The organism is Oscillatoria sp. CS-180, assembly GCF_028330965.1.
In the GTDB taxonomy this organism is placed as follows: domain Bacteria; phylum Cyanobacteriota; class Cyanobacteriia; order Phormidesmidales; family Phormidesmidaceae; genus Halomicronema.
Window position 1 is genome coordinate 141,371 of record NZ_JAQMUB010000037.1, and the last position, 23,073, is coordinate 164,443.

The window sequence follows — 23,073 nt, forward strand, 5'->3', positions numbered from 1 at the left end:
CCAGTTCAATACCTATGCCGTGATGAAGTCGAACTCAGCGAAGTCTGTGGCCTGGGTGTTGAGGACCAGTGCCAGGACCTCACCGCTGGATGTTGCCTGGATGAAGGTGTCATCGGCGCTGCCGCCAATGCCCTGAATTAAGGTCAGGTCAGCGAAGCCAAGATTGTCTCGAAGGGCAATGACATCTTCGTCGAAGGTGAAGTCGAAGATGGTGTCGGTGCCGGTGCCGAGGCCAAGCACGAACTGATCATCGCCTTCGCCACCCAGGAGATTGTCGAAGCCGAAGCCGCCTTCGAGGCGATCGCTACCCGCTCCCCCAACAATGTTGTCATTGCCGGACCCGCCGTCTAGGACATCGTTGCCGTCACCCCCGTCGATGTAGTCGAAGCCGCTGCTGCCGAGAACAGTATCATCGTCTGCTTCACCGAACAGAACGTCGTTTTCGAGTCCACCATCAATGAAGTCATTACCATCCCCACCTACGATGAAGTCGTTGTTGCCCCGTTGTACAAAGTCAAAGCCAGGGAAGATATCGTCTGGGTCTGGTTCCGGGTTGGGATTCTCCAGGTCGTCAGGATTTTCCGGGTCAAAATCTGGGTCGGTGGGATCGGGAAGCACGATTCCATCAGGACCATCAATGACCTCAATGGGCGGAATCCTGAATGTAGGCGGCACACCATCGCCGACCACAACCCCGCCTCCCGGAATCTCTCTGTCAGACAATTCGATATCGGGAATCTCAATATCAGTAAGGTCATTCGGATCATCGTTGGGGGAGTCATTTCCAGGATCATCGTTATCAGGAACGTCGTCACTGGGACTATCATCAGGAACGTCATCGGGATTCTCGTCGTCCAGACCTGGGGTGTCGCCGTAGAGCTGGTCGCTGCCGCCGCCACCGGCGATGACATCGCTACCAAAGCCGCCCTCGGCATAGTCATTGCCATCGCCAGCACCTACGAGGTCGTCACCATTGCGGCCAAAGAGCTGATTGTTGCCTGCTTCAGCCGTGACGAGGTCGTCGCCGTCACCGCCATCGACGAGATCATCACCGAGGCCCCCTTCTAAGGTATCGTCGTCCAGGCCACCCAAGAGGCGATCGCTGCCGTCACCGCCAGCAAGACTGTCCTCACCGGCGCCGCCCTCCAGGTTATCCTCACCAGCACCGCCAGAGAGAGTGTCGTCACCCGCTTCACCGAAGAGGCGATCGGCACCGGCACCGCCCTCAGCCATATCGTCGCCGTCGCCCCCCTCAATGAGGTCATCGCCGTCGCCGCCAACCAGGACGTCATCACCATCACGACCGAAGAGTTCATCATCGCCCGTGCCGCCGTCGAGTTCATCCTCTCCAGCCTCGCCATCTAGCAGGTCGTTGCCCGCTTCGCCGAGCAGTTCGTCATCGTCCTCACCCCCGAAGAGTTGGTCATCGCCATCGCCCGCAATCAGCAAGTCTTCACCCGTGCGACCCAAGAGGAGGTCATTGCCGGCGCCGGCATCGAGGAAGTCATTGCCGGCGCCGGCATCAAGACGGTCGTTACCCGTTTGACCCAAGAGCCGATCCGTACCGTCTTCGCCGTCGAGGAAGTCATCGCCTTCACCGCCGTCGAGGACGTCGCCGCCATCGCCGCCGTTGAGCCGATCCGATCCGGTTTGCCCGAAGAGGCGATCGCTACCGTCGTTGCCAAACATCGTGTCGTCATCGGCACCGCCATCCATAAAGTCATCGCCAGCGGCACCTTCCATGAAGTCGTTGCCGTCTTGACCGAACATCTGGTCATTACCGTCACCGCCGTTCATCACGTCATTGCCGGTGCCGCCTTCCAGGGTGTCGTCGCCTGCTTGGCCTAACAGCAAGTCATCCCCTTCGTTACCAAAGAGAGCATCGTTGCCGTCACCCCCCTCCAGGCTGTCATTGCCCATTTGACCGAAGAGCTGGTCGCTGCCGCCATCGCCAAAGAGCTGATCGTCTTCAGAACCGCCATCGAGGAAGTCATCGCCGTCGCCGCCTGAGAGCGTATCCATGCCCGCCTGACCGAAGAGCTGATCGTCGCCTTCATTGCCGTTCAGCGTGTCATCGCCGTCGCCGCCTTCAATCAGGTCATTGCCATCGTTGCCGAGAATGGTGTCATTGCCGGCTTGACCCAAGAGTTGGTCATTGCCTGAATCACCGACAATCACATCATCGCCGTCGCCGCCTTCGACAAGATCGTCCCCAGCGCCACCGTTGATAGTGTCGTTGTTGTCCTGACCGAAGATTTGGTCGTTGCCCTCATCACCAAAGATGAGGTCTTCGCCCGCACCACCTTCGATGAGGTCGTTGCCAGTGCCGCCTGAAGCCCTATCATCCCCGGTGCCGCCAAAGATCTGGTCATTGCCCTCGTCGCCGCTGAGTAGGTCATTGCCCTCGTCACCGCGCAGTTGGTCGTCGCCCTCGTCACCGATGAGATTGTCATCGCCGGTGCCGCCAAAAACGCGATCGTTGCCTGCTCCAGCATGGAGGACATCGTTGCCGCCCTCACCCTGCAGAACGTCATCGCCACCCAGACCACAGATGTCGTTGTCGAAGTCGTTGCCGATGAGCAGATCTTCAAATTCGGAGCCTTCCAGGTTCTCAATGCTGATGAGCTGATCGCCCAGGGCATCGCCAGCGGAACCCACTCCGGTAATCAGGCTGACGGTGACTCCGGATGCCGAGTTGAAGTAGGAAGCGGTGTCCGTGTCAAAGATGCCGAGGAAGCCAGACGTGCCGAATAGTCCGCCATCGATAATATCGGCCCCTTCGCCACCAACGAGGAAGTCATCATCGTTGTCGCCACGCAGGATGTCGTCTCCTGCTTCACCAAAGAGCACATCGCTGCCGCCTAAACCCGAAAGAGTATCGTTGCCAGCCCCGCCAAAGAGAACGTTGTCGCCATCGGTACCCGTGATATTGTCATCCCCTGCCGAGCCAGTTGCATTCTCAATGCTGAGCAGCACGTCGAAGCCGTTTGCCGTAATACCTAGGCCAATGCCAGGTAAGAAGGGCAGTCCCAACGTGATTGTGACGCCTTCGGTTTCGCGCAGGTAGCTGACTGTGTCGCTGCCGTCGCTGCCGTCGAGCAGGTCAAAGCCGCCGTTGCTGATGAGCAGGTCGTTACCTGCTAGTCCCTCAATGACGTTCGTCTCGTCGTTGCCGATGAGGATATCGTCAAAGGTAGATCCGACAATGCTTTCTAGATTCCGCAGGGTGTCCACGTTGCCGTAGCCATCTTGAGCGCTGCCTGCCCCAATTTCAAAGTTGGGTTCCAGGCCAAGCGGAATCTCAAAACCTACCGTGCAGGGAGATACGTGGAATAAATTGCCGGAACCGCCCTCGGTCATATAGCTGTTCTCTTCATCGATGTTGACGACAACGCCCTCAGGAGAACTGAGGTAGAGCGCGATATCGAAGTCTTCACCGCCATCGATGGTATCGTTGCCAGCGTCGCCAATGAGAAGGTCAGCGCCGAGGCCACCGTCGAGGCGATCGTCCCCACCAGGTCCTAAATCAAGCGGGAAGAAGCCTTGAGCAATTTCAGGCAGGCCAGTTACTATCCCCGGCAAGTCAGGCAGCTCTGGCACGTCAATGCCGAGAATTGCCAGAATGGGCTGCACAGCGGCCAGTGAGCTATCTACAGAGGTCTCTAAGTCTCCCAGCAGGTCGCCTAAATCTTCTAGGCTAGAACCTTGGGGTAGGAAGGAGTCGCCGATGAGGATATCAGAATCGTCACCGCCTTGAATGCCGTCATTGTCCGCACCTCCCAGCAAAACATCTGAACCTTCGTCGCCAAAGATCTGGTCGTTGCCGCCGTCGCCCGAAACAATATCGCTGCCTGCGCCACCCGAGAGCGTGTCATTGCCTTCTTCACCCAGATCGAGGGGCAGCACGCCGCCCGGAAACTCAATCGGTAAGTTGTCTGGGAGAGGAATGCGGGTTCCTTGGCGCAGGAGATAATCGCCGGAAATGATATCGTCGCCTTCATCACCCGTTACGGTATCGTCGTCGGCACCGCCCAGAATAATATCAACGCCTTCGCCACCGCTAATTTCATCGTCGCCGCCATCCCCCAAAATGATGTCGTCGCCCAGTCCGCCGTCAATGTCGTCATTGCCAGCGGGGCCAAAATCAACTACAAAGACATTGCCGGGAAACGCGATCGGCAAATCATCCGGTAGGGGCAACTCGAAGCCTTCAGGGAGCAGATAGTCGCCGGCAATCACATCATTGCCAGTACCGCCGTCAATCACATCATCATCGGCACCGCCCAGAATCAGGTCAACACCAGAGTCGCCTTCAAGGTCGTCATCACCGCCATCCCCTAGAATGATGTCGTCGCCAGAACCGCCGGAGATCTCATCGTTCCCTTCTGGACCGAAATTGAAGGCCAAGGTGCCGCCGGGAAATTCAATTGGCAGGTCGTCTGGCAACGGTAGTTCAAAACCTTCAGGGAGCAGATAGTCACCCGCTAGAACGTCGTTTCCTGTACCGCCTTCAATGATGTCGTTGTCAGCACCGCCAAGAATTAAATCGTCACCAGAATCACCGGAGATTTCATCGTCTCCCCCATCGCCAGAAATGATGTCGTTACCGAACCCGCCAGAAATATCGTCATCCCCATGCACCCCCAAATTCAACTCAAGGATGTCGATTGGCAGCGTGTCTTCTGGTAATGGCAGATCAAATCCTGGAGGCAGCAAATAATCGCCCGCGATGATATCATCACCCGAGCCGCCCTCAATGTCGTCGTCATCAGCACCACCCAAAAGGATATCCTGATCACCGTTGCCGCGAATGGTATCGTTGCCACCATCGCCAGAAATGATGTCGGTGTCGTCACCGCCAAAGATTTCATCATCTCCTGCGGGTCCTAGTCCAATGATTAAAGGCGTACCTGGGTTGATACTGCCGACGATGGGCTGATTATTGGGATCGTCTGGATCATTTTGAAAGGCGTTGGAGTCGAAGGCCGGATTGAAGCCGATGTCGACTGAAAAATTACGTGTCAAGAAGACCTGAAGGAGTTCTTCCTCAGTGACGTTGCCGTCTATGAGGTCCTGAATGTCAATCGGACCGACTGGGGAATCGCCGAGGTCGATGAAGTCTGAAGGGACAATTACGGGCAGTAAGTTGTCACCGAAGAGAATGTTAAGGCCAGAGCCGCCTTCGATAGTGTCGTCATCCGCCCCGCCTAGAACCACATCATCGCCACTATCCCCAGAGAGCGTGTCATCGCCGCGATCGCCCAGAATAACGTCGTCGCCTGTACCTCCAGAAATGGTGTCGCCCCCTTCAGCGCCCGAATCAATTGGAATGCTGATATCGGCTAGGCCAAAAGAAACATCGGACGCGCTAATGGAGGCATCTAAAATGCCTAAGAAGGAGAATAAATCGCCGATGAAACCACCCAAAAAGCCACCCAGTACTCCGCTGAGCAGTCCACCGCTGAAGAAACCAAAGATGGCTCCGAAAAAAGCACCGAATAGCGCTTCGAAATCAGCCTCTTCGCCTATGTCAGCAATGGGCAGTCTGTCAAACTCCAGATTCAGCTCACCGTCAATGGCACCGAGAAAATAATCGCCCAGCAGGATGTCGTTGCCGCTGCCGCCATTAATGAAGTCGCCGCTGCCCCCCCCTACCGCGATGTCGTCTCCGGAGTTGCCGTTGATAGTGTCCACTCCAAACCCATCATCGCTGGGTGACAGACTGTCACCAAACAAGAAGTCGTTGCCGCCATTGCCGGTAAGAACGTCACCCCCACCAAAACCAAAAATGAAATCGTTAGGCGTATCTGGAAGGGCAATATCAATTGGATCACCATCTTCATCAACGAGATCATCTTGAGTAAAGGTGAATTCTCCTCTCGTGCGAGTTCCTACTAAGGGAATAAACACCCTGACGCCTGGAAAATTGAAGGTGAATTCCAGCGGTTGATCAGGTCCGCCCGCATTTCCGGTAAGGGGAGGATCAACAATAATGTCAGGAAATGCACTTGCGATGCTAATCGGGAAAAGAAGCCGGTTGGCTCCTCGAAAATCGGTGTTTCGCCTATTATCGATACCTAAAATTTCTACATTCGTTTCTACAAGTGCTGCAAGACCTGGACTCGTTGTTAATAAGGCACGTAAAGACATTGAGCGACTCCTTGAGACTGATGGATTTGAATTTCAGAGATTGGGTAGACCCACGAAAAGAGATACGGACTTGCGTTTTGGGATTACGGAAAGTTGTGAAAAGCTTATTTCTTGAAATCTTTAAGCGCCTGACAACAGGATTTTCTAACTACTGATGGCAATCCCGGATTTGAGACCAGTTGCTATCAACGGTAAAAACAAATGTCTGCCACTTGAATGAGAGGAAATTTCTAAGAAATGCTCCATTCTGAAAGATAGATAAAGCGCGATCGCCTTCACTACCTCAATGCTATTTTTATGGCTTCAGTACACTTATTACGCTTTTAGAAATCTTAAAGCGTAGACAAACAAGCCATTTTAAGCACGTCGTGAGGTGAGCTCATAAAACGGCATAGCGTTTCTAATTGTTGTGAATTTAGACTCAGGAATTACAGCTTTAACGCAGCAAGGTAGTACCCTAAAAATGGGCGCTGTTAGTTAGATAGAAAGGAAAAGCTGCTTGAATGGCTTAATGCTGTATTCCTAATAATCCTGAAGTTTGGAACCCACTAAGATATTTGACCATGCTTTCATAGTCAAAATCCGGCATGGATTCAATACTGCTTCAATCAATACCACTCCAAAGACTAGCAACCTTCGCTATCTTTTACGCCCCATCAATATGTGTTACTTGTTACTCTAGCCACGAGATCATCAAACGTCTATGGAAAAAATCTACATTAGCCAAGTATCTTTTGAAATGACTTTAGGATTACAAATATAGATAATAATACGGTTTCATTAAAGGTCTAATTCCATGATTTCTGAAAATAAATCTTCGATGGTTTAGGTTTCGTTAATCTATAGAATAAGTTGTCTGAGTCTGTGCAAGGCAGGCTTTCTGAGTATTAAGAAACGTGAACTGTAGAGAATTTCAACAGACTTTTTGCAGCCTCTAGGTTTCAATTTTTGACAACATTGCTAGTTAAGTGCGAGTCACCAGGAAGTAGCCACTGTAGTTTTCTCTACAGTTTGTACTCTTTATGAGATTGACTGACATCTTGAATGATAGGGTCAAGGTGCCTTGAGTCGCTTGACCGCAAATTTCTAGGCGATTGGTCTTCTACGGCTACCATTTCCACAGGTTTGCAAGCTTTCTCGTGAAAGCTTGCAGGTTTTAGGTCTGGATCATCGCGACTTTTTGGTGAACTGACAATTTTTTGTGGTAATCAAAACGCCTGCTACTAAGGCGATAGGTTTGAAATTACTTACTTGTCCAGGACATTCTTTTGCTATTGAATGGAAAATATCTATACGGAATAACAATCATGTTTTATCGATTACCTGTAAGCAAGCTGAGAAATTTGCGGAATTCTCCTTAGCTAAATTGATATTTAGCAAGTGCGATGATTTCTTATTTGACTGACTGCGCAGCCTGCACCGTTTTGATTCTCTGCTAGCGCTCGATCGCCTCTTCCTTTCTTACCGTTTTCAGAGGCCAGGATCTAGCGGAAAACCAGTGTTCCAGTCAGAAATCGTCTGTAAAGCGTTTTTTCTAAAACTTACCCCGGAAGAGGTCATGAATAACTCAACTATTCCGAAACGGGACAATTTCTCGTCCACATCCACGTTTGTTGATCTACTGCGTCAGCGGGCAATGCTGCAACCTGACCGACTCGCTTTTACATTTACAGCCAGTGATGAAACAATTGGAACGCTCACGTATAGCGAACTTGATCGCTGGGCTCGGGCGATCGCTGCTCATCTGCAAAAAACGGTTGTGCCCGACACTCGTGCCCTGCTGATTTTTCAGCCGGGCTTAGCTTTTATTGCCGCCTACTTTGGCTGTTTGTATGCCCGTGTTGTTGCCGTGCCGGCTTATCCTCCCCGACGTAATCAAACCTTGGAGCGGTTGCAAAGCATTGTTCAGAATGCTGAGGTCCAGTCGTTACTCACCACGGCGGGACTGGCTGAGCGAATGCAGGGACAAGTTGCCTCAAGTGAGCTTTTCGAGCAGCTTAACTGGGTTAGCGTAGACGGGAATTTACAGGCGATCGCAGACGATTGGCAGCCCCTTGAGATACGCAGTGAAACCCTGGCCTTTCTGCAATACACCTCAGGGTCAACGGGAAATCCGAAAGGCGTCATGATTTCTCACGGCAACCTGCTGCATAATTCACAGCTCATCAACGCCTGCTTTGGGGATACGCCTGACAGTACGGGAGTATCTTGGCTACCGCCATATCATGATATGGGTCTAATTGGAGGCATCCTCCAGCCCATCTACGTTGGTGCGCCCACCGTGCTGATGTCGCCTCTAGACTTTTTGCAAAAACCCATTCGATGGCTGCAAGCGATTTCCAAGCATCGAGCAACGACCAGTGGCGGACCCAACTTTGCCTATGATTTGTGTGTTCGAAGAGTGACTCCCGACCAGCTTGCTTCCCTTGACCTAAGCAGTTGGCGGGTTGCTTTTAACGGAGCAGAACCGGTGCGTTCAGAAACGCTGAAAGCCTTTTCGGAGAAATTTGCGCCCTGTGGCTTTCAATCAGCCGCGCATTATCCCTGTTATGGCATGGCAGAGACAACCCTGATGGTCACTGGCGGACATCGGGATAAGCCGCCCACCACTGGCGTTTTTGATACCGCTGCTCTGGAGCAGAATCGCGTTGCAGAGACGCTTTATCAAAGCGGCAGAACCCTAGTGAGCTGTGGTCTTGGGCAGCTAGACCAAACCATTCGCATTGTCAATCCAGAAACGTCAGCAAGCTGTGCCTCTGACGAAATTGGCGAAATTTGGGTGGCAGGTCCCAGTGTGGCCCAGGGCTACTGGCACCAAGAAACCGAGTCCCGAGCAACCTTCCAAGCCTATCTATCGGACAGCAATGAAGGTCCTTTTCTGCGAACGGGCGATTTGGGGTTTTTGCGAGATGACCAACTCTATGTCGTGGGGCGACTGAAGGATCTCATCATCATTCGGGGTCAAAATTACTATCCGCAGGATATTGAGTTGACGATTGAACGCAGCCATCCTGATCTCAAAGCGGGTGCTGGAGCCGTATTTACCATTCCGGTCAATGGTGAAGAGCGCATTGTTGTGGTGCAGGAAGTTGAACGCAGTGCCCTGCGATCGCTTGACGTGAAAGACGTTGTGGGTCGCATTCGAGAAGCTATCTCGGCTGAATATACTCTTCGGTCCTATATGGTTGTGTTGGTTAAGCCGGGTAGCATCCCCAAAACGTCTAGCGGAAAGATTCGGCGTCGAGCCTGTCGCAATAGCTTATTTGATGGCAGTCTTGCTGTGATTAATGACTGGAGTGAAATTCCTAGCGAAACGACCAAATTTAAGGCACTAGAGGCTGACATTTCGAACATGCTTAGGAATTTCTCGGTTAAACACCATTGAATCCCTTATTCCCTAGAAGTTCTCGATTGAATCATAGAATTACGACTGAATGAGTGTTTTAGCAGCTTGTACCAATCGTGAACTGGGCTTCAATAGCCTTCAAAGCGCTATTTGCTAATAAATCGCGCGGCTGAATAGCTAGCGTTGATTACTGAGGCGAATGCGATCGCCAAACCTATAAACCTGCTCATACAACAAATCAAAAGAGTACCCCGGCAGGGTAGTTCTCTTTTTTGATATCTGCTAGATAATTGTTGTTAGAAAGCCGAATTAATTTCTAAGCAATTCTGATAAAGCTGTCAAAGATTTTTTGAAATAACTATCCCTAAATGTCCAATGGAAACAGCATTTGGAATTCACGAAAGTAGAATTGGAGCGCCAACCATGTCTGAAACTTCAAAGTCAACGATTTCCACAGCCTTGGACATTGCTACTATTGCTGAGAATCTAGACGAACTGCATCCTCTGAATTTTCGGTTGGCCTTTGGACTAACCCATGATGAGGCTGCTGCCGAGCTTTGTATCGAGCCTCAGACTATGCGAGCTTATTCCAAAAATAAGCCATCAAAGCGAGTGAAAAAGTTGGCAGCAACCACTACGAAAAGATGGATTTCAGAAAAGCGACCTGTCAATATTGAGTATCTCCTTGTTTCTAAATAGTGGATTTTGTGGGGTTTCAATTATCTGAGACTCTACAAAATATTACGCTGTTTTAACCAAAATTCTGGCCTTCTGTCTTTATCGTCCATTTCATGCTTTAGGTCTGCAATTCTTACTGCAATCCTCCTGCCCAGATCAAACTTTTAGAAAGATTGGTAGAAGTGAACATCTATGAAACCTCAGTTTTCTTTGTTTGCTAAGCCTTTAGAACGTTGGATTTTACTGGCGTTAACAACCGTTGCGATCGCCCTAGGCTATATCGCTTTTATTGACCTCATTCGAACGGCATCACTACCCAAACTATCTGCCGTTGCCCAATCGGAGGGTTTAGAAGAAATTCCAACCATTCAAGGCGTCTCCGCTCTGGGACGACTAGAACCGCAGGGAGATATTCTACGCCTCTCTGCGCCTCACTCTGTAGATGGCTCAAGTATCCGAATTGAACAATTGTTAGTACAGGAAGGAGACCTTTTGGAGGCCGGCCAGGTGGTTGCGGTTCTTGACAATCGACCCCAGCGAGAAGCTGCGTTGCAACAAGCAGAAGCAGCCGTTGAGGTCGCAGAAGCCAAGCTCGCCAAGGTTGAGGCAGGTGTCCCCGATGGCGATATCGAAGCTCAAACTGAGCGGATCAACCGACTGAAGGCAGAGCAGAATCGGCAAGTAGAGATACAAGACACTAGGGTTGCCCGATTGACTGCGGAACTGCGGAACGCCGAGGTGGACCTACAGCGATATGAGCAGCTCTATCAGGCCGGAGCGATCGCGACGGCTGATCTGGATTCCAGGCAGTTAGCCTTTGAGACGGCGCAAAAGCAACTGCGTGAGGCCCAAGAAATGCAGCAGCAAACGGTTGAGACGTTGCAAAAACAGATCAATGAAGCCGAAGCCGCTATGAGGTCAATTGCCGAAGTTCGTCCAGTGGATGTGCAGGTGGCCCGAGCCGAGCTAAGTCGGGCGATCGCCGCCGTCACCCAGGCCCAGACGGATTTAGATGCAACTTATATCCGTACACCCATGGCCGGACAGGTTCTCAAAACGCACGTTTCGCCGGGTGAGATCTTAAACGGTGATGGGATTGTCGAAATTGGACAGACCCAAAGCATGATGGTGGTTGCGGAGATCTACGAAACGGATATTGAGCGCGTCCAAACGGGGCAAGCCGCGATCGTTACCAGTCCAGCTGTCAGCACAGTCCTAGCTGGGACCGTGAGCAAAATTGGGTTACAGGTAGGTAATCAGCAAACTTTCGGTGTGGACCCCTCCGGCGACACGGACAATCGGGTGGTTGAAGTCGAAATTGCCCTGGATGCTGAATCAAGCCAGAAGGTTAGCCGCTTTAGTAATCTCCAGGTTCAAGTTGTTCTTCAGTGAATAGGACTTCTTTAAGGGGGCAAAAGGCTGATTTGTCGGCGTACGATTGTTTATTTTCGGAGGTTTAGGAACAATTCTGTTCAGGCAACATTTGTGTGGTGTGCAGCGCGTACCCTACTGGATCTTCGCTCCCTGAGTCTTAACTCCTCTACTCCCCCACGCCCCCACTCTTTTTTCTGTCATGATCTTCGCTATCCCGATCGCCTGGTTACAACTCATTCATCAGAAGGCAAGGTTCGTTGTCACGCTGTTGGGCATTGCGTTTGTGGCAATTCTGCTGTTCATTCAACTGGGGTTTCAAGACGCTCTATTTGAAAGTTCGGTGCGGCTACACAAAAGCTTAAAAGGGGATTTGTTTTTGGTCAGTTCTCAATATCAGTCGTTGACCTTGGAGCAGCGGTTTCCCCGGAATCGCTTATATCAAACTCTAGCGTCTGATGCAGTCGAGTCAGTGATTCCGCTCTACACGCAGTTCGGCAAGATTAAAAACATTGAAACTGGGCAGAAATACATCATTTTTGTATTTGGTATTGATCCTGGGAATTCAGCTCTCAATTTAGATGAAGTTGATCGACAAATAGATCAGCTAAAGTTCAGCGATCGCGCCCTGTTTGATCGCGATTCACGCCCCGAATTTGGTCCTGTTGTTGCTCTGTTTGACAACAATACAGACGTTGAAATAGAACTGTTCTCTTATGAAAATAATCTCAATGCTGAAAGGTTCAAAGTGGGCGGTCTGTTCAGTTTAGGAACGTCTTTCGGCATTGACGGCAATATTATTGTTAACTATCTCTCCTTTCTGAGAGCTTTTGGGGGAGCGCAGGCGGATGACATTAATATCGGTATCATTAATCTCAAAGATGACGGTGATCCAGAACAGGTTCGTCGGACTTTACAAAAGCTTTTGCCTGAAGACGTCAAAATTTTGACGCTGCCAGACTTCATCAAAATGGAAAAAGATTACTGGAATCTAAGAACACCTATCGGTTTTGTCTTTAGAACCATGGTGGTGATTGGATTTCTAGTTGGAACGGGAGTTTCCTACCAAATTCTTTACAGTAATGTGTCAATGCATATCAAGGAATATGCAACTTTAAAGGCGATGGGCTTTAAACCCAATTACTTGTCAAGAATTGTTTTTAATCAAGCCCTAATTCTCGCAATTTTAGGATTTATTCCGGGATTAATCATTTCCGTGATGGTGTATGACATAGCCGAGGATGCTACTAAACTTCCTGTTGTGATGACACCGTTAAAAATTGCTCTAGTCTTTTTCTTAGTAACATCAATTTGTACGCTGTCAGGCGTTTTAGCAGTTCAAAAAATTCGGTCGGCTGACCCGGCAGATGTGTTCTAGCGATCGCGCATTACCTTTAATGAATTTTGAATCCTGGAAACTATTCGTGGATAGGACGAACAATGCTCACCTGCACAAGCTAATCCATCATGGCAGACATAAGATCACTATTTAGAATACTGAGAAAGCTTATCTATCTTAGTTTTGAGTTTTGAATTTTGAGTTTTGAACTCAGAGTTGGATATTAATCAATGACGTTATCGAATCCGATCTTAAGCATTCAAAACCTCAACCACTATTATGGTGAAGCCGCTTTGAAGCGGCAGGTTCTTTCCAATATCAACTTTAAAATTCATCCTCAAGAGATTGTTATCCTAACGGGTCCATCTGGGTCTGGGAAAACAACGCTATTGACGCTGATTGGGGGGTTGAGATCGGTGCAGCAGGGACAGCTTCAATTCTTGGGACAATACCTGAATGCCGCAACGCCTACCGAAATGATTAAGACGAGGCGAAAAATTGGCTATATTTTTCAAGCCCACAATTTAATGCCCTTTCTCACAGCTTCACAAAATGTGCAGCTGTCGTTTGAATTTCAGCCTTCACTATCACGTCAGGAAGCGATCGCCCGTTCAGAACAAATGCTGGCTGCGGTAAGGCTGAAGCACCGACTCAATTACTATCCTCAAAGTCTCTCAGGAGGGGAAAAACAGCGCGTTGCGATCGCCCGTGCTCTGGTGACCGATCCGCCCTTAATTTTAGCGGATGAACCAACCGCTTCTCTGGATAGTAAAACGGGTAGAGATGTGGTTGAACTGATGCAAGTACTGGCAAAAGATAAGGGTTCTGCTGTTTTGCTTGTGACCCACGACAACCGAATTTTAGATGTCGCAGATCGCATTATTCGAATGGAAGATGGCTGCCTAATTTGTGATTAATATTACTTTTTATACGATTATTTGATGGATAGGAAACAAAAGATTAAAACCTTATTTTTGTTGATTTTATCCACAGACAACTCGCAAGTATACTGAGTAAAATTTATCCATAACTTGCTTTGAACTTGCAGTTAATTCCATTCTTCTGAAATTTATTTTTTCAATCTAACTGAAGTTCATGACAATCTTCTTGTTTCAAGAATACAGATTCAAAGGATCTTTAAGCTATTTCTGACGCCGTTTATCTTATGGATTTTCCATGATTTCGATGACGAACCCCGCAACAGGTGAAAAGACACGATTTTTAAGCCGCTCAGAGGCAAAGAAAGAACTTCAGATTAGCGAAGCGACATTTCACAAGTATATGAAATTGTTGGTCTCAAATTGGAGCGATCGCTTTCAATATATGCCTCGACAAACCCACTGGAATGACTATCAGCTGCACTGTCTGGCTTTTGTTAAAAATTTGTTTGATAACGGTCTGAATCAGCTAGAGGTCGCTGACTATATCAGTCGCTACAAAATTCCTGATCCTGAACATTGATCAGAATACCAAAGACCTATTTTTGATGAATTTTTGAATTTCCTGAATAAAAGACTTTCGCTTTCTGCCTTTACTGTCCATCGTCTATTCGCGATTTAAGGATGTCACCCATGAGTAATTCCATTGTCCAAACTTTGCCCTCTGATGCTAGTAACAACGTGCCTGCTAAAACAGCAACTGCTAATGAAATCCAGGAGTGGATTGTGGACTATTTAGCAGAGCTTTTAGAGATGGATTCTGATGAGGTTGAGACGGATGTTCCGTTTGATCGCTTTGGCTTGGATTCTACAGCTGCAATTGGGATGACGGGAGATCTGGAGGATTGGTTGGAGTGTCGTCTTGATCCAACGTTGCTGTACGACTATCCCACTATTGAAAGTCTTTCGGGACACTTGGCAACGGCATAAGAAACGGGTCCTGCTTACGGAGCTTTAGAGCATTCGTTGTGCTGAATACGGTCTAACTGTCCACAACTGTTCGCGATCGCAAATTCAAAATCGCCTTCATGCGCTTGGCGATGGTGCATTCTGCGCTGAATACATCCCACGTTCAATTCGGCAATCTTGGTATTCCTGTTCCTAAGAAAGGGAGTTTTCCCATGACATCACTAACTGAGAAAAACTATCGGGCTGATTCCCAATCTGCTGTAGGCAAAACGGTCAAAGGATCTGCCAAACATCGTAAGGTCATTGACATCACGTATCGAAACAACGATGAATCTGACTACACCGAGCAGATTGAGGCATTGGAGCAGGCGTTTCGGTATGCAGACTATCAGCATTGCTATTGGACAGAGCCGGAGCAGTCGCTGTTGTATGGCACGCCACTGTATGAGCAGGCAACGGCGGATCAAAAGCGAGCACTGAATCACCTCTACTGGGTCATTCAAAACAACAACACGGCGGCGAGTGAGGTCAACACCATCATCTATAACCAGGTGACGGCGGGAGTCTTTGAGACGCTGAGTGGCTACGACAAGCTTTGTGACGAGTTGACGCTGGAAACGGATCAGGAATATCACCACATCCACGCATTTCAGAAGGTAGGACATCGGACGCGCACGGCCTTGCTGGGGCGTAAGGGTTTTGGCTGGACCGGCAAGGACAATAAAGAGGCACCAACGAGTCGCGTTTCAAATTGGTTTGCCAGGTCTCAGGATACGGTGCTTCAGTTTTTAGCCAAGCACATGCTGAAGCCGGGTGAGTACCTGGTTTCCAATTATCTGAAGGAACTAGAGGCTCAGGGCAAATTTGCGCCGACGCCAACCCAAGGATCGGGGGGGCGAGCAGCTTCGCCAACCGTGCTCAAGTTCTTCACGTCCAACTGGGGCAGCTCGCCGTTTCTCGCCTGCCAGTATTACGCCATGCGCTATGTCTCTAATGGTTTGCTGAAGAGCCAGGAGCATCCGCGATCGCGCTATTTCAAGAAACTGGAAAAGGCCGGTGAACCCATTCCTATCCCGACTGCCATTTCCCACTATCACTTTCTGGACGAGTCCTTCCACACCACAATCTCGCTGATTGTCGGACGAGACATGTATCGAGATTTTGCCAAGCCAACCGTGTATGAGCGGGCGATCGCCAACTGGGCAGTTTATCTAGCCCAGCGCAACGTCATTTGCTATCACAGCGGTCTCTCTACAGGGCTGCCAGCGCGCTGTTTCCGCAACGACGTGTCCTTTATGGAGTTTATTTATCGGCTGCTGCAATCTCCTGTGTTTGAGCTGTCAGACCAGGATGCGCGGCACTGGATGGAGAAATCGTTCTGTGCAGAACATGAGGGCTTCCACGTCGCTAAACGCTATCAGAAAGGGTTTGTGACAGATTTTCGCCAGTTTTTTGGTCAAATTGACTATCTTTGGCCGATTAATCGGGAAATGCGCCTGATTGATGTGGAGAACACAGTGGACGCAGGACTGAGAAGAAGTCGCGCTGCGTTTCAAGAGTTTTCTGAATCTGTAGCTGTGTAGGGACTGGCATGGCTTTGCTAAGGCCCTGTTGAGACTTCCCTACCCCCCAATTTCCCCATTCCCCCGCTCCACCCAAATGGTCACACAGGAGGATTTCATTCCGTTATGGAACCCATCGCAATTATTGGTATCGGCTGTCGTTTTCCGCAGGCAGCAACCGCTGAAGCCTTTTGGCAACTGCTCAAAAACGGCGTCGATGCGATCGGCGAAGTCCCCAAAGACCGCTGGGATGTCGATACTCTCTACGACATGGAACCGGGTGCTCCGGGAAAGATGAGTACCCGTTGGGGTGGCTTCCTCGATCAGATTGATCAGTTTGACGCGCAGTTTTTCGGCATTGCTCCCCGTGAAGCTGAACGCATTGACCCCCAGCAGCGGCTTGTCCTAGAGGTGGCTTGGGAGGCGCTGGAGCATGCGGGCATTGCTCCTGATTGCCTCGCAGGTAGCCAGACTGGAGTCTATGTGGGTATCGGCAACTACGACTATTCTCGCTATCTAACGCGCCACCTGGATTTGGCGGATATCAATGCCTATGACGGCACTGGAAACGCCCTCAGCATCACGGCTCATCGTTTGTCCTACGTGCTGGATTTGCGGGGACCCAGCATGGCGATCGATACGGCCTGTTCCTCGGCACTAGTGGCCGTTCAGCTGGCCAGTCAAAGTTTGGCACAGGGCGAGACAGACTTGTGTTTGGTGGGTGGCGTCAATTTGATCGTGTCGCCGGAAGGCACGATTACCTACAGCAAAGCCCAAATGATGGCGGCGGATGGACGCTGCAAAACGTTTGACGCGAGTGCGGATGGTTTTGTGCGGGGCGAGGGCTGCGGCATGGTGGTGCTGAAGCGGCTGTCGGATGCGCTACGGGATGGCGATACCGTGATTGCGACGGTGAACGGGGCAGCAGTGAATCAGGATGGCCTGAGCAATGGTCTGACGGCTCCCAATGGTCCCTCGCAGCAGGCCGTAATTCGACAGGCGATCGCCAACGCCAACATTACGCCCGCCCAAATTAGCTACGTGGAGGCTCACGGCACGGGCACGGTGCTAGGCGATCCGATTGAGGTGCGATCGCTGCAAACGGTCCTGAGTGAGGAACGCCAACCCGATCAGCCCTGTCGCATTGGTTCTGTGAAGACCAATATTGGTCATTTGGAAGCGGCGGCGGGCATTGCTGGGCTGATTAAAGTAGCCCTGTCCCTGCATCACAAAGAAATTCCCCCTAACCTGCATCTAAACCAGCTCAATCCCTACATCAAGCTGGATGAGTCACTGTTTTCAATTCCCACTGAATGCCAGCCTTGGCAGATGTCTGCTGGACAGGCTCGTTATGCCGGGGTCAGCTCCTTCAGCTTTGGTGGCACCAATTGTCATGTGGTGCTGTCGGAGTTTACGGCGGTGCCACAACAGGATGGGGTTAGGGGAGGCGAAGGCGATCGCTCTCATCACCTCCTAACGCTCTCTGCTAAGAGCGAGGATGCCCTTAGTACTCTGGCGCAGCAGTACGAAACCTTCCTTGTCAATAATCCCCAAGCTGATCTAGCAACGATTTGTCAGCGTGCTCAGACAGGGCGCAGTCACTTTGACTACCGCATGGCGGTGGTGCTGCCGCGTGCCGCTACGGCAGCGGCGGACGCCGTTCGCACTAGCTCAACCTCGACTGACAAGATGGGGCGGGTGGTCAGCCGCAAGAAGCGCCGAGTCGCCTTTCTCTTCACCGGTCAGGGCAGTCAGACGGTGGAGATGGGACGACAGCTCTACGAGACGCTGCCCGCCTTTCGCCAAATTCTGGAGCAGTGCCAAGCGATTCTGCGGCCCGACCTGGAAACGCCCCTGCTGGACGTCCTCTATCCCGCTGCGGCAGACGCGAGCGCTATGACGGCACTGCTGAACCAGACCGCCTACAGTCAACCGGCGCTCTTTGCGGTGGAGTATGCGCTGGCGCAAACCTGGATGAGCTGGGGCATTCAACCCAGTGTCGTGATGGGTCACAGCGTCGGGGAGTATGTCGCGGCCTGCATTGCCGGGGTTGTCTCCCTCGAAGACGGACTGCGGCTGATTGCCGAGCGAGGACGACTGATGCAGGCTCTACCCGCAACCGGAACGATGGTGGCAGTCTTTGCCAGTGCTGCTCAGCTACAGCCTTTCTTGTCGAAGGGGTTGACCATCGCGGCGGACAACGGACCGGAGAGTCAGGTAGTGTCGGGTTCCGAGGCGGCGATCGCCACCCTCTGCACCCAGCTGACTCAAGCTGGCATCGAAACGCGACGCCTCGCGGTCTCCCATGCCTTCCACTCACCGCTGATGCAGCCGATGGTGGCGGACTTTGAAGCGGTGGCGCAGCAGATGGCGTTTCACAGCCCTAAAATTCCCCTCATCTCGACCGTAACGGGGCAAGGCATTGGGGATGAGATGACGAGTGCAACCTACTGGTGTGACCACATCTTGCAGCCCGTGCGGTTTGCTGAGGCGATGGACACGTTGGCGGAACAGGGCTATCGTCTGTACCTAGAAGTGGGACCGAAGCCCATCTTGTTGGGGATGGGACGTCGCTGTTTGCCTCAGGCCGACGTACAGTGGTTGCCGAGTCTGCGTCCCCAGCAAGAAGACTGGCAGACGGTGCTGACTACCCTAGGACACCTCTATACCCAAGGCTGTGAGATTGACTGGCAGGCTGTATCAGCACCCAGTTCCAGCCAGCAGCTCCTAGCGCTACCCACCTATCCCTTCCAGCGGCAGCGCTATTGGGCCGAGGCAACAGCGAAGACGAGCGTGATCGCCCCAACGACTCTATCCGCTGCTGCTCAGATTCCAGAATTGCATCCTTTACTCGGTCATCGCTTACATTCGGCTCTGCATCCAGAGGTGATTCTGTTTGAGGGGCATATCAGTCCGACCCATCCCAGCTATTTGCGAGACCATCAGGTTCATCAGCGGGTGATTGTACCGGCAACAGCCTATTTGGAACTGGCGCTAGCGGCAGGCAAGGCAATTTGGCGATCGCCCCATCTCCGCCTTGAATCGGTCGAAATCAAACAGGCCCTAACGCTGGCGGACGAAGCGGGCAAGACGGTACAGTGTGTCCTCAAACCAGAGGCCGACACTGAGGGCTATCGCTTTGAGATTTACAGCCTGACGCCGCCCAACAGTGACGACACCGTTGGGACTTGGATGCTCCATGCGACAGGACAACTGCTGTCCCACGCGGCTCCTGCACCCACGGCACTGCTTGACGTAGCGGCGATGAGACAGGTCTATCCCGAAGCGGTGTCGGTACCGGAGCTATATCAGCAGTATCGACGGCGGGGGTTGGCCTACGGTGAAACGTTTCAAGCGATTCAGTCGGCTTGGAAGCGTCCCGGAGCTGCGATCGCCCAAATCGTCCTCCCCGTGGAGTTAGCGTCCCAGGCGGACATTTACAGCCTCCATCCGGTGCTGTTAGATGCCTCCCTGCAGGTGCTCGGCACGCTGTTTGCCGATGCGGGCCAAGGCGATGCCTATCTCCCCGTCAAGTTTGAGTCCATCACGGTCTACCGCGAACTGGGGACAACGCTGTGGAGTCAAGTCCAGCTACACCCCACAAAGGAACAGTCGCCCAAGACCCTGACGGCAGACTTGTGTTTGTCCAACGAAGCCGGAGAGCGGGTTGCCGACATTCAGGGATTGACCGTTCGCCGGGTGAGTCAGCGGGCCTTGCAGCGACTTCAGCAGGCCGAAGACCTAAGCGATTGGCTGTATGAGCTGGACTGGCAGGCGAAAGCGATCGCTCCTCCTTCCTCCGCTCCTTTGGGTCTCACGCTGATCATTGGCGGTCCTGAAACTCTGAGAGAGGCCCTTGCCAACCGTTTACACATTCAAGGAGCACATTGTGTGATCGCCTCTCACGGCACTCACTTCAGTACTCTGACTGACCAGCACGTTCAGGTTGATCCGACTAGCCCTGACGATTTTCAACGGCTATTGACTGAGCGTGACCAGCCCTTCGAAACGGTAATTCACCTCGGTGCTCTGGAGGCTGACACGGTTCAGTTTGTCACCGACCTGGAGGCTGCACAGACGCTCAGCTGCGCCAGCATTCTTCACAGCGTACAGGCTTTGATCAAGAGCGGGGGAACCCGCCTACCCTCCCTTTACCTCGTTACCCACGGAGCCAAGATTTGGGGGATGCAGGCGATCGCGAAGCCTGAGCAGGCCACCGTTTGGGGGCTGGGGCGCACTCTGAAGCTGGAGTATCCACACCTGTCTTCGATCTGCATTGACCTCGACCCTGATCTTGATCTAACTGATGAGCGGCTGCTGGATCCCATTCAGGCCGAGCTACAGCAGGGCGATGGTGAAAACCAAGTGGTCTATCGCCAGCAGCGCTATGTGAGTCGGCTGGTGCGGCGGCAGGGCGATCGCCCCGAGGCTGACAAGTCCCAATCGAGTGCTGTGCAGCTCAAAATCTCCGACTATGGCAGCTTTGAAAATCTTAGCGCTGTCCCTCAAACTCGCCGTGCCCCTGCCCCTGGTGAAGTAGAGATTGAGGTGCGGGCTACTGGCTTGAACTTTCGAGATGTGCTGAACGCGCTGGGAATGCTACGGGAATATGCCGATGAGTTGGGCATCGACGCGGCTGAAGAAATTCCTTTCGGCGGCGAGTGTGCCGGCATCATTGCGGCGGTTGGCGCAGGGGTGAGCGGTTTTCAGGTGGGTGACGAGGTGATGGCAGCCTTTTCGCTGGGCAGCTTGAGCAGTTACGTCACGGTGCGTCACGAGTTTGTGGTTGCTAAGCCTGCTAGCCTTAGCTTCGAAGCGGCGGCGACTTTGCCCATTGCCTTTCTCACGGCCCACTATGCCCTGCGCTGTCAGGCGGATATGAAAGCGGGCGATCGCGTCCTCATTCATTCGGCGGCAGGCGGCGTCGGACAGGCCGCAGTCCAGCTCGCCCAACAGGCGGGCGCGGAGGTTTTTGGCACCGCTAGTCCCGGCAAGTGGCAGTTTTTGAAGGACAGAGGTATCCGCCATGTCATGAATTCCCGCACGCTGGAGTTTGCTGAGCAGGTCCTCACAGACACAGACGGAGCGGGTGTTGATATCGTTCTCAACAGCCTAAACGGGGACTTCATTCCTAAGAGTCTGGACGCCCTGGGGCACAACGGACGGTTTGTGGAAATTGGCAAGCTCGGCATTTGGAATACCGAGCAGGTGCAGGCCACCCGACCGGATGCCACTTACTTACCGTTCGACCTGCTGGATATTGCTACCGAGCAGCCCGACATCATCGCAGACCTGCTGCACGCGATCGCCCAAGAATTCCAAAACGACGCGCTGGAGCCGCTGCCCCACAAAGTGTTTTCCTTTGATCAAGTGGCCGACGCTTTCCGCTACATGGCTCAAGCTAAGCACATTGGTAAGGTTGTTGTGACCCTGCCCGCGATCGCGGCTCAACCCAGCAGAGCCGCCCCTGAAAGCGACACGTTTACGGTCTCACCGGACGCCAGCTACCTCATTACCGGGGGACTCGGCGCTTTGGGTCAGCAGGTAGCGCAATGGCTAGTCGATCAGGGCGCTCAGCATTTGGTGCTGCTAGGCCGGCGGGCACCCAAAGATGCGGCTAAAGCCGCGATCGCTCGCCTACGCTCAGCAGGCATCACCGTCTCAGTGCAGCAGGCCGATATCGCCCACTCAGCTGACGTGGAACGGGTGCTGGCAACGGTGCAGGCGACGCTACCGCCGCTCCGGGGTGTGGTTCATGCCGCCGGCGTCCTGGATGACGGTATCCTGATGCAGCAATCCTGGTCTCGTTTTGAGAAGGTCTTTGCTCCCAAAGTTGCCGGCACCTGGAATCTGCACGTTCTGACCCAGGACTTGCCTCTAGACTTTTTCCTCTGCTTTTCCTCCATCTCTGCCCTTTTGGGTTCACCCGGACAGGCCAACTACGCCGCTGCCAATGCCTTCATGGACGCCGTTGTGCAGCAGCGGCAGCAGGCCGGACTGCCTGGATTGAGCCTCAACTGGGGTCCCTGGGCTGAGGGAGGCATGGCGGCCACGGTGGACAGCCGTAATCAGGCTCGCTGGCAACAAACCGGACTGCGAGCGATCGCCCCTCAAGAAGGTCTGCAAGTTATGGGGACATTGCTGGCTCAATCCTCAGCTCAAGTGGCAGTCTTTCCAGTGGACTGGTCGCGCTTCCTAGCGCAGTTCCCCACGGATTCCCCACTGCCGCTGTTAGCTGATCTGAGTTCCCCGACTGATGCCCCTACAGTGGTGCCCAAGCTGTTGCAACAGTTGGAAGCGGCTCCTGTGGGCGATCGTCAAAGACTGCTGCTGACCGACCTCCGCACTCGACTCGCAGAGGTGCTGGGACTGTCGTCACCGGATCGGGTAGACAGCCGTCAAGGGCTATTCGATTTGGGACTGGATTCCCTCATGGCGGTGGAGTTGAAGGGGCAGCTAGAAGGCAACTTAGGCTGCTCTCTGCCCACTACAGTGCTGTTCGATTACCCCACTTTGGAAGCTTTGGTGACCTACCTGACCGAGGACGTGCTGTCTCTAGAATTCTCAGAATCGTCCGCAGACTCCTCCCACGTTGTTGAAGATATCCCTGCCGCTACAACGGCTGAACCAGCTCCCCAAGAAGACTTACAGGCTTTAGATGAACAACAGCTGGCAGACCTGCTAGCCGAAAAACTCGCCCTGATTGATTAAAGAACAGTTGAGTTTTGAATGTTTGAGTTGAGCAGTTTATTCAAAACCCAAAACCCAAAACCCAAAACT

The 23,073-nt window shown here is 52.2% G+C and carries 10 protein-coding genes; 9 read left to right on the forward strand and 1 reads right to left on the reverse strand.

The genetic code is table 11. The annotated features are described in order from the left end of the window. Window positions 1-12: 12 nt before the first annotated feature. Complete coding sequence (locus PN498_RS09120; RefSeq protein WP_272062412.1) at window positions 13-6,150, reverse strand: calcium-binding protein; 6,138 nt, start codon at window positions 6,148-6,150, stop codon at window positions 13-15. Between the two features lie 1,558 nt (window positions 6,151-7,708). On the opposite strand from PN498_RS09120, the gene PN498_RS09125 reads away from it, so the two are divergent. From PN498_RS09125 to PN498_RS09165, 9 genes are all read left to right on the forward strand, one after another. Continuing rightward, window positions 7,709-9,535: a fatty acyl-AMP ligase gene (locus tag PN498_RS09125; protein WP_272062413.1), complete on the forward strand. Its 1,827-nt coding sequence runs from the start codon at window positions 7,709-7,711 to the stop codon at window positions 9,533-9,535. A gap of 384 nt (window positions 9,536-9,919) precedes the next feature. Beyond that, complete coding sequence (locus PN498_RS09130; protein ID WP_272062414.1) at window positions 9,920-10,195, forward strand: hypothetical protein; 276 nt, start codon at window positions 9,920-9,922, stop codon at window positions 10,193-10,195. 171 nt (window positions 10,196-10,366) lie between these two features. Then, window positions 10,367-11,566: an HlyD family efflux transporter periplasmic adaptor subunit gene (locus PN498_RS09135; protein ID WP_272062415.1), complete on the forward strand. Its 1,200-nt coding sequence runs from the start codon at window positions 10,367-10,369 to the stop codon at window positions 11,564-11,566. Between the two features lie 181 nt (window positions 11,567-11,747). After that, window positions 11,748-12,923, forward strand: a complete 1,176-nt coding sequence (gene devC / locus PN498_RS09140; protein ID WP_272062416.1) for an ABC transporter permease DevC — start codon at window positions 11,748-11,750, stop codon at window positions 12,921-12,923. 191 nt (window positions 12,924-13,114) lie between these two features. Continuing rightward, complete coding sequence (locus PN498_RS09145) at window positions 13,115-13,801, forward strand: DevA family ABC transporter ATP-binding protein (RefSeq protein WP_272062417.1); 687 nt, start codon at window positions 13,115-13,117, stop codon at window positions 13,799-13,801. Window positions 13,802-14,069: 268 nt separating this feature from the next. Continuing rightward, window positions 14,070-14,345 carry a hypothetical protein gene (locus PN498_RS09150; protein ID WP_272062418.1) on the forward strand — a complete coding sequence of 92 codons (276 nt, stop codon included), beginning with the start codon at window positions 14,070-14,072 and terminating at the stop codon, window positions 14,343-14,345. A 110-nt stretch (window positions 14,346-14,455) separates the two neighbouring features. Then, the gene (locus tag PN498_RS09155; protein WP_272062419.1) at window positions 14,456-14,752 is read left to right on the forward strand and encodes an acyl carrier protein; all 297 of its coding nucleotides are present in this window, start codon (window positions 14,456-14,458) and stop codon (window positions 14,750-14,752) included. A gap of 191 nt (window positions 14,753-14,943) precedes the next feature. Continuing rightward, window positions 14,944-16,314: a hypothetical protein gene (locus PN498_RS09160; RefSeq protein WP_272062420.1), complete on the forward strand. Its 1,371-nt coding sequence runs from the start codon at window positions 14,944-14,946 to the stop codon at window positions 16,312-16,314. 105 nt (window positions 16,315-16,419) lie between these two features. Further along, on the forward strand, window positions 16,420-23,004 hold the full coding sequence (locus PN498_RS09165) for a type I polyketide synthase (RefSeq protein WP_272062421.1): 6,585 nt from the start codon (window positions 16,420-16,422) through the stop codon (window positions 23,002-23,004). Window positions 23,005-23,073: the final 69 nt, after the last annotated feature.

What these genes read in the sequence shown, in the direction of transcription:
- PN498_RS09155 (WP_272062419.1), top strand. Translation starts at nt 14,456, where the DNA reads ATGAGTAATTCCATTGTCCAAACTTTGCCCTCTGATGCTAGTAACAAC.
- PN498_RS09135 (WP_272062415.1), top strand. Translation starts at nt 10,367, where the DNA reads ATGAAACCTCAGTTTTCTTTGTTTGCTAAGCCTTTAGAACGTTGGATT.
- PN498_RS09160 (WP_272062420.1), top strand. Translation starts at nt 14,944, where the DNA reads ATGACATCACTAACTGAGAAAAACTATCGGGCTGATTCCCAATCTGCT.
- PN498_RS09125 (WP_272062413.1), top strand. Translation starts at nt 7,709, where the DNA reads ATGAATAACTCAACTATTCCGAAACGGGACAATTTCTCGTCCACATCC.
- PN498_RS09120 (WP_272062412.1), bottom strand. Translation starts at nt 6,150, where the DNA reads ATGTCTTTACGTGCCTTATTAACAACGAGTCCAGGTCTTGCAGCACTT.
- devC (WP_272062416.1), top strand. Translation starts at nt 11,748, where the DNA reads ATGATCTTCGCTATCCCGATCGCCTGGTTACAACTCATTCATCAGAAG.
- PN498_RS09130 (WP_272062414.1), top strand. Translation starts at nt 9,920, where the DNA reads ATGTCTGAAACTTCAAAGTCAACGATTTCCACAGCCTTGGACATTGCT.
- PN498_RS09145 (WP_272062417.1), top strand. Translation starts at nt 13,115, where the DNA reads ATGACGTTATCGAATCCGATCTTAAGCATTCAAAACCTCAACCACTAT.
- PN498_RS09150 (WP_272062418.1), top strand. Translation starts at nt 14,070, where the DNA reads ATGACGAACCCCGCAACAGGTGAAAAGACACGATTTTTAAGCCGCTCA.
- PN498_RS09165 (WP_272062421.1), top strand. Translation starts at nt 16,420, where the DNA reads ATGGAACCCATCGCAATTATTGGTATCGGCTGTCGTTTTCCGCAGGCA.